We start from the raw sequence: 14166 nt of genomic DNA on the forward strand, positions 1-14166 counted from the left end.
GGGGTGTTAATTTTTTGGTGATTAAGTTTTTTATAAAAAGGGAAGGATATGAAAAAAATAATTGTAATGTTCATTAGCATATTGGGTTTTTATTCATCAAACGGTGTAGCTGATATTCAATCGGAGGCTTTTTTTTGCAAACAATGTACTAGTAAAGAGGTTGCTAGGACAATTGCCAAAAATGAGTACATTAACCCTAAGAAATGTTATCCAGAAGATCCTAATCGCCCAATGAGCATTGATAATATGATATGTGGCTCTGTTCAGAAAAATGTAGTTTTAGTAAATCCTGTCACAAAAACAGTTTATAGCTTTTTATTAGGGCATAGCAAAGTTGCTCCAACATTTTCTGCTCAAGCATTAGATAGGACACTAACTCAGGATCAAATTGAAGGCTATCAAGCTGTTGTTGATTATAATGAAGCTCTTAGTTATGCGATAAGTAATATTCAGAATTATGAGGCGAATAATATTCAAAATACAATGGTTTTTAATTCAGTGCCAATGACTTCATCATCAGATACTTGCCCTGATAATACAGCTCTATCGATGTTAGTTGATCCAAATAAAATGAATCATCTTAAAGAGTTAATGAATTTATCTCTAATGTTCAACTTAGAAGGTGCTCCGACCGGAGAGGTAGTAAACCGCATTAACAACTCAGGGCGAGTTAGCCCTTCAAGTGTTGGAGTCAACTTAAATGGTGTCAGTTACAATGTGAAATACACTGAAGAAACGAAAAAGCCTGTTTTGATTTGGGAGTTTGAACAAAGTGAAAAAGAAAGCTCATTCAAAGATGGTTTAGTTTTTGACTATGAAATCTACCTTTATGACTCTAATGGTGCTCCACGTACTCGTTACACTGTAATTGATGAAGCATCAAGAGTTGCCGGAATGACCTTGTCTGCTCTAAAAGGTAGTGATACAGGACCTGCACTCATTGATAATGAATGCACTCTTGATAAGTTAGCAGAATTGAATGAAACAGGGGCGTTTACCAATTCGAACGGAGGTGTTGTAGGATTCAATGGTTCATCTGGAGCTACTAACACTATTATCAACGGTAGTGGTGGTGGTGGTGAAACTTGCACGATCTTTTTTGAGCAACATGGAACTGGTCAATCAATAGTATTCCGTGTTCCTAGATCAATGTGTAATTAGAAAAATGCCTTACCTAGGGCTAGATAAGGCATTGGAGGCCAACAGAGGCGTTCGTTACCTAAACACCTTTTGATGGTTAGTGTTTAAGCCAAGCTGGTAAAACAGCCACAGACTCTGGGGCGGTAAAGGAGTAGCTCACCGTTGCTGCAATGTCACCGCTAGGGCTATTTAAAATATTATCAAAGCGCATAACTAGGCCATTTGATTTTTCGGCAACATATAAATCATTACCCGTATACATAATATCGACAGGGTTACCTAATTGGCTTGCAGGACCTGCGATATTTACACTTACATTGGTTAAACCACTGGCCATAGCGGCACTATTAATCACATAAATTTTCCCGTCGGTGGCATCGGCTGCAGAGCCAACATCAGAAACTATTAGTGAGTCACTTAATGGGTCGTAATCAATACCATGAATATTGGTTGGTGCAGCAAATGCAGTGCCGCCCGATGCAGGGGTAATTAAACGATCTTCACCTGTAATGGTTGTCATACCTGACATCCACTTGCTTTTCACTTCATCAAAAACAGCAATTGTGCCATTGGTAAGTGCAACAAATGCCCTGTCAGTTGATGGATCATAGTCTACATCCCAAGGGCGTGCACTAGCACTGGGTGTTAGGGTCATTAATGGGCTTACATCACCTGTTGCGCAGCTAGAGAAAATGAGAACACCAGGCGTTGTTGCATTAAATTCAGCAACAAAAATCATGCCTGTATCTGAAGCTATATCAATACCTTTTGGTGAGATAATACCAGTACTTGCTCCCATGATTGTTCTATCTTGGTTGGTTGCGTAACTTTCGCCGTTACGCTGTGTTGCAACCTTGTTTGAAATAACGATACCACCCATCGATGTAACTGCATCATCAAATGTTGCGTAGCTAGTGCCAGACTTATCAAAAGCCACACTTTCAATTGTTTGACTTGCATTATACGTTGCCAGTTCGGCTGTTAAAGGTGCGTTTAAACGACTAATTTGACCTGTTGTTGGACCTACTGTTCCTGGGTTACTACTTACAGCTACACCGAGCAGGGGCATGTTAACCATAATACTATCAGAGCTATCTTGCATATTATTATGCATAACGGTTTCTGTTATTGATTCAGGTTTTGTTGTTGGCGTGATGAGATCTGGTGATACATCACCACTTTCGCCTGCAAATATATTACTAAATACTAAAACTGCATCATTTGATTTTTCAGCCACACGCAAGTCGCTGCCAGTAAGACTTATATCCACAGGGTTACCGAGCATAGACATTGGGCCTGCTATATGACGGTCAACCGCTACCATACCATCTGCTTGAGCAGCATTTGAAATGACAAAGAGTGCACCATCTGTTGCATCAGATGCACTACCTACATCAGACAGCACAAGCTTGTTACTAGTCATATCTAAAGCAATACCATGAATATTGACTGAGATTTTTGTACCAGTTTCATCACTTGGTGTAATGGTTCGAGTTGGTGTTGCAGCAAAACCACCCATTACATAACTGTCGTAAACAGCAACATCACCATTAGTTAGTGCGACGTAAAGACGATCATTATTTTCATCGTACGTAAGATCCCATGGTGTTGCATCAGTTACCGTTGTTGCTAATGGTGCTACATCGCCTGCAGCTTCTTTACCAAATACAGTTACTTGCATAGCATTGAAATCAGCAATAAAAACAAGACCATATTTATTAGAAATATGTATGCCCTTCGGATTTACAAGTGTGGTGTTTGTGCCAGTTAATGTACGATCAATATTATTGGTGTACATGCCATCTGCACGGTTTAACACTTGGCATACGGTACTCAGTGCTCCATTTCCAGAATCAGCAGCTTGCACTAAATTACCTAAGCTATCGAAAACAACACCTTCATTAGCACCAGTATTAAATGTTGTGAGTTTAGCGGCATTTTGATCAATGAGGTTGATAGTGCCCGCATTATCTGAGCCATTGTTCGCTAATATAAATGTTGCTGATGCAAAGCCAGGAGCGCCATCGTTGCCATTCATACCATCAGCGCCATTTTGACCATCAGCGCCATTTTGGCCATCGACACCATTAGTACCATCTAGCCCTGCTGCACCTTGAGCTCCCATAGCACCATCTTTACCATCATCTCCATCACACCCTGTAATACCCAGCATCACAGCAAGAGCAATGGCAGAAAACATGACCTTAGATAGTTTTGAATTAGCGAGTTGTTGATCTTTAATAGCTTTACTTTTAATCGTATTCATTTGTCTATACCTTTTAAATATTCCATCAAATGTGAACAAACAACCTGTATTGTTTAACGACAAAATACGTGCTCACGAGTTAACCTCAATGAATAAACGGCTAGCTAAAGATATTGGATGCAAGAAAATAGAAAATAGGTAAGTTATTTTTTATGTGTATGGTTTTAAATAATAAAAAAGGAGCCATGAGGCTCCTTTTTAATGAATTGCGTATAGTTTTTAAGCCATGAACTCTTTAATGCGAGTTAAGATGCCATTGGCATCTAGGCCCATCTCAGCGTGCATTTCATCTTGTGTGCCATGCTTAATGAACTCATCTGGAATACCTAAATTTAAGATAGTCACATCGGCTTTGATTGCAGCCAAATATTCATTCACAGCAGAACCAGCACCGCCTGCAATGGCATTGTCTTCTAAAGTAACAATGACATCATGGCTGCTAAGTAACTCATTAATAGCTTCAGTATCAAGTGGTTTGATAAAGCGCATATCAATCACTGTTGCATTTAGCTCATCTGCGGCTACTTTGGCGCTCTCTAACAGCGTACCAAACGACAAGATGGCCACTTTACTACCTTGTTTGATACTACGCGCTTTACCGATTTCAATCGCACTCATTGTTGATTCAACATCACAATTGCCGGCACTACCACGTGGGTAACGAACAGCGACAGGTTGATTGCATTGGTAGCCAGTGTAAAGCATTTGGCGGCACTCGTTAGTGTCGCTTGGCGCCATAATAATCATATTAGGAATACAGCGCATAAAACTTAAGTCATAGGCGCCTTGGTGAGTTTCACCATCAGCACCAACAATACCTGCACGGTCAATAGCGAATAAAACAGGTAAGTTTTGTAATGCTACATCGTGGATAAGTTGATCGTAAGCGCGTTGTAAAAAGCTTGAATAAATAGCAACAACAGGCTTCAACCCTTCACAAGCAAGGCCTGCTGCAAGCGTTACAGCATGTTGTTCAGCAATCGCCACATCAAAGTATTGCGCAGGATACTCTTTTGAAAAACGCACCATGCCTGAACCTTCACGCATCGCAGGGGTAATTGCCATTAGCTTGTCGTCTTGGGCTGCCATATCGCATAACCAGTCACCAAACACATTTGAGAATGTGGCAGCACCCGGTTTTGATTTTGGTAATTTCGACATGCTCGGATCAAATTTTGGTACGCCGTGGTAGCCAATTGGATCCGCTTCAGCAGGCTTATAACCTTTACCTTTTTGCGTTTTAATATGTAGTAACTGTGGGCCTTTAAGGTTACGCATATTACGTAAGGTATCAACCAACATATTTACATCATGACCATCGATTGGGCCGATGTAATTTAGGCCTAACTCTTCAAAGAACGTGCCCGGAATGACCATCCCTTTTAGGTGCTCTTCCATGCGGCTAGCAAGTTCTTTCACAGGCGGTAAACCAGAAAGGAGCTTTTTACTGCCTTCACGAATATTGGTGTAGAAGCTGCCAGATAAAATTCGGGCAAAGTGGTTATTGAGTGCACCTACGTTTTCTGAAATCGACATTTCATTGTCGTTTAAGATAATTAACACGTTAGGGTTAACATCACCCATGTGATTCATTGCTTCAAATGCCATACCAGCAGTGATCGCACCATCGCCAATAACAGCAACAGTTTTACGATCTTTACCTTCTTTTTCTGCAGCAATGGCCATACCTAAGGCTGCTGAAATTGAGGTGCTCGAATGACCAACACTAAATGTATCGTAAGGGCTTTCTTCACGGAATGGGAAAGGGTGCAAACCGTCTTTTTGACGAATAGTATGCATTTGGTCACGACGACCCGTTAAGATTTTATGCGGGTATGCTTGATGACCCACATCCCAAACTAAACGATCTTCAGGAGTGTTATAAACATAATGCAGTGCAACTGTTAACTCAACAGTGCCTAAACCTGATGCTAGATGACCACTACTTTGCGAAACTGAGTTAAGTAGGTATTCGCGTAACTCTTTACTAAACGCAGGTAACTTGTCTTGCGCTAAATCACGCAGTTGTGCTGGTTCGTCAACCAAACTTAATAATGGATACTTGCTACTATCAAGTGTCATGATTTTTTATACATCCTTCGCTAACCAGAGTGCATTATAGCCCATTGCCGCTCCGATTTTTTAGTTATTTTGTCTTTCTTTTTAGGTATTAATAATTGCGTTCAACAATATAGCTTGCAAGACTCGCCAATTCGCTGGTGTCGTAATCAATAGCCTCAAGAGCTTGATGAGCTTGAGCCAGCAAATCTTGTGCTTTGTGCTTTGCGCCTGCCATCCCTAATAAAGCAGGGTAGGTTGCTTTGTTTGCAGCAACATCGGAACCCTGTGGCTTACCTAATGTTTCAGTATCAGCTTCTACATCAAGGATATCGTCTTGTACCTGAAAGGCCAGCCCAATTGCTTGACCGAATCGGTTTAATTGCGCGAGTGTATGTTCATCACAGCTTTTTGCACTCAATGCACCGAGTGTAATTGCACAATTAAGCAAGGCACCCGTTTTTAGCTGATGAATGCGCTCTAGCTGAGCAACTGTAATTTCTTTATCGGTCGCTTCAATATCCAGTGCTTGCCCACCTACCATACCTTCAATACCTGAGGCTTTGCTTAATGAGGCAATCATTTTTACTTGCTGGCTCGCAGAAACAGCAAATTGATGATTGGCAATTAAATCAAATGCCAGTGTTTGTAAGGCATCACCTGCGAGTATGGCTTGTGCTTCGCCATAGACAATATGACAGGTAGGGCGGCCACGTCTTAAGTCATCATCATCCATTGCTGGTAAGTCATCATGAACTAAAGAATAGCTATGAATACACTCAATAGCGGCGGCAAGAATATCAAGATCGGCCTTGTCCGCGCCCATCATCCGGCCCGTTGCATATACAAGGTAAGGACGTAAGCGTTTACCACCATTTAGAACACCGTAGTGGGTGGCTTCTTTGATGTTTTTTTCGGTATTAAGTGGCTGTTCAAAATAGCGATTTAAGTGTGCTTCTACGTCTTCACGAGCGCGTTGTAATTGTTCTTTTAATTGCACTTAATTAGTCCAAGTTTGAATCAAAATTGCTAAGAGGCGCTTGGCTATCGTTACCCATTAAAATGGCAACTTTTTGTTCGGCTTGTTGTAACTTACCAGACGAAGCGTTTGCTAGCGCAATGCCGCGTTCAAATTGTTTTAGTGATTGTTCCAGTGACAATTCACCTTGCTCCATTTGTGCAACAATTTGAGATAATTCATCCAGTGCTTCTTCAAAGCTTAAGTTTTCTGGTTTCTTTGTTGCCATTGTGGCCTCGGTAGCTGTTAGAAAGTGAGGCCAATTTTAGGGGGAATGCTAAACTAGGTCAAAGAATGATGTGTTTTTTTACGCATAATTCATTTTTAGTATGCTATTTTTACGATTTTAAATACAGCTTAAACTTGTAGCTTAAAAATCTTACATTAAAATAAAATTAATTCATTTAATGATTTAAGTATTTCAACTGCTTGCCGATAAGCAGTTAATAATAAAAATTTGATACTTGAGTGTATCGTGTAATTGTTCCTCTGGAGGGGTATGTGGATTTAGCAACCATAATAGGTATTCTTGGTGCCATAGGCTTAATTGCTATGTCGATGGTGTTAAGTAGTGATGGCCAAGTTGCAATGTTTTACAACACGCCTTCGGTGGTCATTGTATTTGGTGGTTCGATTTTTATTGTATTATCAAATTTCACCATGGGGCAATTTTTGGGCATAGGTAAAGTGGCAGCAAAAGCTTTTATGTTCAAAATCGAATCTCCGGAAGAATTAATTGAAAAAGCAGTAGAATTAGCTGATTCTGCACGTAAAGGTGGCTTCTTAGCATTAGAAGAAGCTGAAATCCCCAACGGTTTTATGCGTAAAGGGGTCGATATGTTAGTGGATGGTCATGATGCTGATGTCGTTCGCGCCACGCTGCAAAAAGATATTTCTCTTACTGCTAACCGTCATGAACTCGGTGCTGGTTTATTCAAATCACTTGCCGATATTGCGCCTGCAATGGGTATGATCGGTACGCTAATCGGTCTGGTTGCTATGTTATCAAACATGGATGACCCAAAGGCAATCGGCCCAGCAATGGCAGTTGCCCTTTTAACAACTCTTTATGGTGCTTTCTTAGCAAACGTTGTCGCTATTCCAATTCAGGTAAAACTAGAACTGCGTAAAGACGAAGAAGCCCTTAATCAACGCTTAATTCTTGACGCGGTGCTAGGTATTCAAGACGGTCAGAACCCGAAAGTAATTGAAGGTATTTTGAAAAACTACTTAGCCGAATCAAAACGTAAAGTTGATACCGAGGAGTAGAGCATGTCAGATGAAGAGTGCAAATGTCCTCCACCAGGCTTGCCTGCATGGATGGGTACCTTCGCGGATTTAATGTCATTATTAATGTGCTTCTTTGTACTCTTGCTTGCTTTCTCAGAAATGGACGTACTGAAGTTTAAGCAAATTGCTGGCTCTATGAAGTTTGCTTTTGGTGTACAAAATAAAATTGAAGTAAAAGATATTCCAAAGGGAACCTCGGTCATTGCCATGGAGTTCACTCCAGGCAAACCTGAGCCAACACCTATTGAAACGATTCAGCAACAAACCGTAGAAATGACGCAACAAATGCTTGAGTTTCAGGCTGGCGACGAAAGCTCCGCCGGTGGTCGTCAAGAACAGCGCGGTAATAAGCGTGGTGGAGAATCGCAAAGTACGGCTCAGCAACAAGCCTTGGAGCAGTCAATTTCTGCAGCTGATCAAGAACAAACCAATGAGCTTGTGAAGAAAATTGCCCAGCAACTAGAACAGCAAATTATGGATGGGGCAATTGAGCTTGAGTCATTAGGCCAGCAAATTATTATTCGCATTCGTGAGAATGGTTCATTCCCATCAGGTAGTGCTTTTTTACAGCCAAAGTTTAAACCTATCATTCGTGATATTGCTACGCTGTTAAAAGATGTGCCAGGTGAAATAACTGTGTCAGGGCACACTGATGACTTCCAAGTATCGAATGAGCTTTATACCAATAATTGGGATTTATCATCAAAGCGTGCGGTGGCAGTTGCCAGTGAAATGGAAAAAGCGCCAGGGTTTGATAAGTCCCGTATGATGGTAGTCGGCCACGCAGAAACGAGGCCTTTAGTACCGAATGTAACCGACGAAGATCGCAAGCGAAATCGCCGTGTTGAAATCTCTATTATGCAAGGTAAAGCACACGAATCTGAACCTATTGATGTAAGGCAGTAAATCAATTAAAGTTAAGCCTCATTAACAAATGTAATAGAGAATAAAAATGAAAAAAGTTGATAAATATAGCTACATGCCTGGTAATGGTAGTGGCGACGATGATGGTAAAACAGATTAAGGTTAGTTAATTTTGCCTGATTGGTTTGTATATACCATCTCAATTTTGAATAATAGCTGGGTGTTCATTCTGAGCCCTGCTATTTTCGTTTTCTACCTCCGCAAAGATTGGCAGGCATTCCACTTTACCGTAATAACAGCATGTTTCTTTTTATACGGTACCTTAATTCATAGCGGCTTACGTGAATTTGATGACATTTATATTTGGCGCTATGTCGTTTGGGCTTTTAATGATATTGCTTGGATGGCAATCATTGCTTACTTAGGTATTAAAGATAAAGTCTACTTATGGCAAAGTGTTTTAGGGCAGTTGGTTGTGATAATGGCGCCTATTTTGCAACTGTTCCGTTTAGTTGACCGCCACCTTTGGGATTTGTCTTACAGCACTTACATGTATAAGACCCTGCTACCGCTAATCAATATTGGTACTGTGGTCGTATGTTACCTACCACTTATCTATCTTTTTACTCGACGAAGCCAGCAAGCTTAAGGCGTTTCTTCGTTAAAAATCCTGTGCTAGACTACTGTTTATAAAAACAGTATTTAGTGTTGCGTTATGAAACTTTACATTGCCGAAAAACCATCCTTGGCACGAGCCATTGCAGATGCTCTACCAAAACCACAAAAAAAACATGATGGTTATATAGAGCTTGGTAATGGAGATTGTGTCTCTTGGTGTATTGGTCATTTACTTGAGCAAGCAGAGCCCGATGATTACGATGCAAGTTTTAAAAAATGGCGATTTGAGCATTTACCTATCGTGCCAGAACAATGGCAATTAAAACCTAAAGCAAAAACACGCAAACAACTTACTGTACTAAAAAAGCTCATTAAGCAGGCAAGTACAATAATTCATGCTGGCGACCCTGATAGGGAAGGCCAGCTATTGGTTGATGAAGTGATCGAACAGGTTAAACTTAGCCAAGCCAAAAAACAGCAAATTCAACGACTCTTGATCAGCGACTTAAACTTAAGTGCAGTTAAAAAAGCACTAAATAATTTGAAATCGAACCGCGATTTTATTCCTTTGAGTGTGTCTGCCTTAGCTCGATCACGTGCCGATTGGTTATTTGGCATGAATTTAACTCGAGCCTATACGCTTGCTGGGCAAAAAGCTGGATTTGGCAATGTGCTATCTGTTGGGCGTGTTCAAACGCCTATTTTAGGTTTAGTCGTTAATCGTGATAATGAAATCACTCACTTTGTAGCGAAACCTTTTTATGAAGTATTAGCTCACCTTGAAACTCAGCAGCAGCAAACATTTGCTGCAAAGTGGCAACCAAGTAAAGCATGTGAACCTTATCAAGATGAAGAAGGGCGAGTATTGCATAGGGGGCTTGCTGAAAATGTTGTGTCACGTATAACTAATCAACCAGCTAAAGTGGTTGAGCTTGAGCAAAAGCAAAAAAAACAACAGGCACCGCTACCTTATAATTTATCCGCTTTACAGATTGATGCGGCAAAGGCGTTTTCAATGCCTGCACAAAAAGTGCTAGATACCTGCCAAAACTTGTATGAGCGTCATAAGTTAATTACGTACCCTCGTTCAGATAATCGCTATTTACCAAAAGATCATCATAAAGATGCCGCGAGTATCATTGCCGCCATCGCTAATAATGAAGGTCAAGCAATTGAAGCTTGTAAGCAAGCTGATAGCAGTAAGCGGAGTAAATGTTTTAATGACAGCAAAGTGGCAGCTCACCACGCTATTGTTCCTACCGAAAAACAACTTCGCTCAGCGTCATTAAATAGTGATGAACAAAAAATTTATCGCTTGATCTGTCGTCATTATTTAATCCAATTTTATCCAGACTATGTTTTTAACGAAACTAAAGTAATGGTCGAAATTGCGGGTGGGCTTTTTAAAGCAGCAGCTAAGCAAGATGTTAGCTTAGGCTTTAAAATATTAATGGGCAAAACAGAGTTAAAAGATGAGCAAACCTTACCGCCACTTGAAAAAGGTCAACAGCTGCATTGCAATCAAGGTGAAGTAGTAGACAAAATGACGACACCGCCAGCGCATTTTACTGATGCGACCTTATTAAGTGCCATGACAGGCATCAGTCGGTATGTGAAAGACCCAGAAATTAAAAAGATCCTTAAAGAAACAGATGGTCTTGGTACTGAAGCTACGCGAGCCGGTATTCTTGAGCTTTTATTTAAACGCCGTTTTTTAGAACGTCAGGGTAAAAACATTCTGGCTACCGCAACAGGTAAAGCACTCATAAGTACATTACCAGAACAGCTTGCTAGCCCTGACTTAACAGCTAAGTGGGAAGCATCGTTAGGTAATATCGCTGAACAGCATATGAGTTATCAGCAATTTTTAACACCATTGTTGGAAGAGTTAAATGCTTTAGTTGAGCAAGCCAAGCAATGCGATAGCCAAGTCTTTGCCCAGTTACCAAAAACGCCGCAAAAGCGACGTTTTAAAAGGAAGGCTAAGTCCAGAGCTAAGTCAGCCTAAACTACTTTTTGTTGAATAGGGCAACCGCGGCGTTACTCATTGCTGTAATTCCAGTAGGAAGTGCTTTTTTGTAATCAGGTGCAAACTTACTTGAGTGTAAAGAAGGTAATGTTGTGCCAGATTGCATTGCTGAGTCATATTGACTCGGTTCAACACCGCCTAACCAAAACAAAGTAATCGGCACATTTTGTTCTGTACGGCCATAAAGGCCAAAGTCTTCACCGGCCATTACAGCTTCAGTTTCAAGTACATTGTCTTCACCAATAGCGTTAGCAATTGCTGAACGCACTACATTGGTTTGTGCAGGATTGTTATAAGTTGAAGGAATTGACTCATCTTCATGCACATAGACTTCTGGTGCTAAGCTTTCGTCAAGCCCAGCACTTAATGCGATGCCTTTAGTAATTCGTTTAATTGCCGCGATTTGTTGTAAACGAACTTCAGGGTTATAGCTACGCAATGTAAGTTGTAGTTTTACTTCATCTGAAATGACATTGTGTTTAGAGCCTCCATGAATTGAGCCAACGGTGATCACTGACGGCTCGAGTGGTGACAATTCGCGACTAGTAATAGTTTGCAGTGCCAATACAATACGTGAAGCAATCACAACTGGGTCTATCGTTGTGTGTGGATAGGCACCGTGACCGCCTTTGCCCTTTACTGTAATATCAACAGAGTCAACACTTGCCATTGTATATTCAGTTTTCATGCTAACTTTACCAGCAGGAACGCTTGCACTTACATGCAAACCAATAACATGATCTGGAGTAGGGTACTTAGTGAAAAGCCCTTCTTTAAGCATTGCTTTTGCACCACCGCCAACTTCCTCTGCAGGTTGTGCGACCATCATTAACGTACCTTGCCACTGATCTTTATGTGTCATTAACTGTTGTGCTGTGCCAATAAATGAGCTCATGTGAATATCATGACCACAACCATGCATTACGCCAACGGTTGCACCAGCATCATTTGTTACAGTCACTTTAGAAGCGTAAGGTTTTCCAGTTTGCTCAACAATTGGTAGTCCATCAGTATCAGTGCGGATCATTACTGTAGGGCCATCACCGTTTTCATAAATACCAACAACGCCATAACCACCTACATTATCTGTAACAGTAAAGCCCAGTTGTTTTAATTGCTTTGCAAGCTTTTGGCCCGTTTCTTTTTCATGGTAAGACAGCTCAGGAGATTGATGTAAGTCTAAATAGAGCTTTTCAATTTCAGGCATAGTCTTTTGAAGGTTTAAATCGAGCGTTGTTGCTTGTGCGAATGGACTAAGAAGTAATAAAGCTGCAGAAATAGCAGATAATTTCATAATGACCTCGACCCGTTGGGCTTGTAATTGTTATGTTTGCCACTATATAAAAACCTAAATACTTATATAGTGCAATCAATCAAATGAATAATATGATAAACCTTACCCCACAAAATTTGCAGCAAGCATTGGGTGAAACGTCAGCTGAAAAGCTAGTGCTACTTACTTTTTACTCTGCACAAAACCCAGAGTGCCATCAGCAAGCTGCAATTTTAGAGAAAATAGCAAATGAGTATGGTGAGCATTTATTAGTAGCGACATTAGATTGCGATGTTGAGCAAGCTCTTGCAGGGCAACTTGCGCAGCAAATTGGTTTACAAGCATTACCAACGCTTGTGATGTTAAAAGATTCAGCACCTGTCGATATGTTACCGGGTGCTCAAACAGAACAGCAAATTCGCGATGCGCTAGCTAAACATTTACCAGCTCAACACGAGTTATTATTAGAGCAAGCTAAGCAAGCGTTAATTAATCAAGATCTAAATAATGCCTTTAACTATGCAAAGCAGGCTTATGAACTTGATCCAAATCACACACGTGTAAAGTTAGTTTTAGCTGATATCTGTATTCAAATTCATAAATTAGAAGATGCACAAGCATTATTAGATTCGGTTGCAGAAAACGAACGTGATGCGTATTTCACAAATATTCAAGCAAAATGTGAACAAGCATTAGCTGCCACTGATTCGCCAGAGATAAAAGCACTGCAGGATAAAGTTGAAAAATACCCAAATGATTTAGAGATAAAAGTAGAACTAAGTAATGCTCTTAATAGCGCGGGTCGTAAAGAAGAAGCACTAGAGATGTTATTTAATGTACTTAAAAAAGATCTTAACTACGCAGATGCAAAACCAACCTATCTAGAAATTATCGCTTCTTTACCTGATGGCGATGCCTTGGCATCTAAGTACCGTCGTAAGTTATATAGTATCTTGTACTAATTAAGAGTTGATTGATAAAAGCGCCATTAAAAATAGTGGCGCTTTTTTTATTTAAAAACTTGCGTATTACCTATTATCGATAATACTTAAGATCCTCTCGAGAAAAGTTGGCTGTATTTCGTACAGTAAACTGTGTTTTTTACTGCCTTTAGCTTGTTTTTTGCGCGAAAGGTAAGTTTTTATTAGTTTTCTACAAAAAGTGCTTGCGTTAAAAATCCATCTCCCTATAATGCGCATCCACTGACACGGCGGGCAGCAATGAAAAGCGCTGAACAAAGTGACAGAGAGTTAAGTAAAACTTCGGTTTAAAACGGTCTAAAAAGAAAGTTTAAAATTAAGTGTTGACTCGAAAATTTAAGGATGTATTATACGCATCCCTAGCGACAACGTCGCAACGTTCTTTAACAATATAAAGCAATCATCTGTGTGGGCACTCGTACAGATTGAGTTCTAACAGCGAAGCTTAGTTTACTAAGTGGAGCAAACAAATTTAGAGTCTCAATTTCTTATGAGTGACTATATAGTCAATTTATACAGAATTCATTGAGCATGGTTTGAAGTTTACTTCAAACAAAAAACTTTTAATTGAAGAGTTTGATCATGGCTCAGATTGAACGCTGGCGGCAGGCCTAACACATGCAAGTCGAG

At 40.3% G+C, this 14166-nt stretch carries 11 protein-coding genes and 1 rRNA gene; 7 read left to right on the top strand and 5 right to left on the bottom strand.

Features of this window, described 5'->3' with window-relative positions; genetic code table 11:
- The first annotated feature begins 48 nt into the window (after positions 1-48).
- Complete coding sequence (locus NO991_RS16215) at positions 49-1161, top strand: hypothetical protein (protein WP_166338119.1); 1113 nt, start codon at positions 49-51, stop codon at positions 1159-1161.
- A gap of 76 nt (positions 1162-1237) precedes the next feature.
- Here the strand turns inward: NO991_RS16215 and NO991_RS16220 are convergent, their stop codons facing one another.
- From NO991_RS16220 to xseB, 4 genes are all read right to left on the bottom strand, one after another.
- Complete coding sequence (locus NO991_RS16220; RefSeq protein WP_371352197.1) at positions 1238-3340, bottom strand: hypothetical protein; 2103 nt, start codon at positions 3338-3340, stop codon at positions 1238-1240.
- Between the two features lie 285 nt (positions 3341-3625).
- Positions 3626-5488, bottom strand: a complete 1863-nt coding sequence (gene dxs / locus NO991_RS16225) for a 1-deoxy-D-xylulose-5-phosphate synthase (protein ID WP_138615819.1) — start codon at positions 5486-5488, stop codon at positions 3626-3628.
- An 88-nt stretch (positions 5489-5576) separates the two neighbouring features.
- Entirely contained in the window at positions 5577-6464 is an 888-nt protein-coding gene (gene ispA, locus NO991_RS16230; protein WP_371352193.1) for a (2E,6E)-farnesyl diphosphate synthase, read from the bottom strand.
- A gap of 4 nt (positions 6465-6468) precedes the next feature.
- A complete protein-coding gene (gene xseB / locus NO991_RS16235) occupies positions 6469-6711 on the bottom strand; it encodes an exodeoxyribonuclease VII small subunit (RefSeq protein ID WP_054552565.1) in 243 nt (80 codons plus the stop codon).
- 272 nt (positions 6712-6983) lie between these two features.
- Between xseB and pomA the strand changes: the two genes are divergently transcribed.
- The 4 genes from pomA to NO991_RS16255 all read left to right on the top strand — a co-directional run bounded on the left by pomA (position 6984) and on the right by NO991_RS16255 (position 11262).
- Complete coding sequence (gene pomA / locus NO991_RS16240) at positions 6984-7751, top strand: flagellar motor protein PomA (RefSeq protein WP_054552564.1); 768 nt, start codon at positions 6984-6986, stop codon at positions 7749-7751.
- Between the two features lie 3 nt (positions 7752-7754).
- Positions 7755-8678, top strand: coding sequence for a flagellar motor protein MotB (locus NO991_RS16245; protein ID WP_054552563.1), 924 nt, complete (start codon positions 7755-7757; stop codon positions 8676-8678).
- A 130-nt stretch (positions 8679-8808) separates the two neighbouring features.
- Positions 8809-9285 carry a hypothetical protein gene (locus NO991_RS16250; protein WP_138600416.1) on the top strand — a complete coding sequence of 159 codons (477 nt, stop codon included), beginning with the start codon at positions 8809-8811 and terminating at the stop codon, positions 9283-9285.
- Positions 9286-9351: 66 nt separating this feature from the next.
- The gene (locus tag NO991_RS16255) at positions 9352-11262 is read left to right on the top strand and encodes a DNA topoisomerase III (protein ID WP_371352194.1); all 1911 of its coding nucleotides are present in this window, start codon (positions 9352-9354) and stop codon (positions 11260-11262) included.
- Position 11263: 1 nt separating this feature from the next.
- Here the strand turns inward: NO991_RS16255 and NO991_RS16260 are convergent, their stop codons facing one another.
- Entirely contained in the window at positions 11264-12577 is a 1314-nt protein-coding gene (locus tag NO991_RS16260) for a M20 family metallopeptidase (RefSeq protein WP_371352195.1), read from the bottom strand.
- Between the two features lie 83 nt (positions 12578-12660).
- Here NO991_RS16260 and NO991_RS16265 point away from each other — a divergent pair, with 83 nt between their 5' ends.
- Positions 12661-13518: a tetratricopeptide repeat protein gene (locus tag NO991_RS16265; RefSeq protein WP_138615828.1), complete on the top strand. Its 858-nt coding sequence runs from the start codon at positions 12661-12663 to the stop codon at positions 13516-13518.
- Positions 13519-14100: 582 nt separating this feature from the next.
- Positions 14101-14166, top strand: a 16S ribosomal RNA gene (locus tag NO991_RS16270); the annotation flags it as partial.

Origin of the sequence: Pseudoalteromonas sp. DY56-GL22, assembly GCF_041414715.1 — a bacterium.
GTDB classification, from domain to species: Bacteria; Pseudomonadota; Gammaproteobacteria; order Enterobacterales; family Alteromonadaceae; genus Pseudoalteromonas; species Pseudoalteromonas simplex.

Excerpts from the sequence above, each read along its gene's own strand:
- NO991_RS16215 (WP_166338119.1), top strand. The coding sequence starts at position 49 with ATGAAAAAAATAATTGTAATGTTCATTAGCATATTGGGTTTTTATTCA.
- NO991_RS16245 (WP_054552563.1), top strand. The coding sequence starts at position 7,755 with ATGTCAGATGAAGAGTGCAAATGTCCTCCACCAGGCTTGCCTGCATGG.
- NO991_RS16265 (WP_138615828.1), top strand. The coding sequence starts at position 12,661 with ATGAATAATATGATAAACCTTACCCCACAAAATTTGCAGCAAGCATTG.
- NO991_RS16255 (WP_371352194.1), top strand. The coding sequence starts at position 9,352 with ATGAAACTTTACATTGCCGAAAAACCATCCTTGGCACGAGCCATTGCA.
- xseB (WP_054552565.1), bottom strand. The coding sequence starts at position 6,711 with ATGGCAACAAAGAAACCAGAAAACTTAAGCTTTGAAGAAGCACTGGAT.
- dxs (WP_138615819.1), bottom strand. The coding sequence starts at position 5,488 with ATGACACTTGATAGTAGCAAGTATCCATTATTAAGTTTGGTTGACGAA.
- NO991_RS16220 (WP_371352197.1), bottom strand. The coding sequence starts at position 3,340 with ATGTTTTCTGCCATTGCTCTTGCTGTGATGCTGGGTATTACAGGGTGT.
- NO991_RS16260 (WP_371352195.1), bottom strand. The coding sequence starts at position 12,577 with ATGAAATTATCTGCTATTTCTGCAGCTTTATTACTTCTTAGTCCATTC.